We start from the raw sequence: 310 nt of genomic DNA, 5'->3' as shown, positions 1-310 counted from the left end.
GCTCGAAGTTGCCGCCAGTGGCACCAGTGATGGTGGTGCTGACAGTCGAGCCGTTGTTGTAGACGTCGTTGTCCGGGGTCTGGAAGTCGACACTGCCCTGGGTCTTGCCGGTTTCGACGGTGATGGTCTGGCCATTCGACAAGGTCACGGTTACCGGAGTCTGGGCAGGGTTGCTCAGGGTCACGGTGTAGGTGATCACACCGCCTTCGGTTACCGAAGGGTTGGCGGTCAGGGTCGCAGTGGTGTTGTCGACCGAGTCGTTGATCGTGGTCTGCGCTGGGGTCGGGTTCGGCGTCAGCTGCTCGAAGTT

Annotated in this window: 1 protein-coding gene; it reads right to left on the bottom strand. The window is 61.3% G+C overall.

All coding sequences use genetic code 11. From position 1 onward, the window contains the following. Positions 1 to 310, bottom strand: a 310-nt coding sequence (locus tag HU766_RS26055; RefSeq protein WP_186661878.1) for an immunoglobulin-like domain-containing protein, incomplete at both ends; no start/stop codon positions are given.

The sequence above is a fragment of the Pseudomonas sp. SWRI77 genome (assembly GCF_014269105.1).
GTDB lineage: Bacteria > Pseudomonadota > Gammaproteobacteria > Pseudomonadales > Pseudomonadaceae > Aquipseudomonas > Aquipseudomonas capeferrum.
Note: the sequence above shows the minus strand (reverse complement) of the source record. Positions and strands in the feature narration are given on the sequence as shown.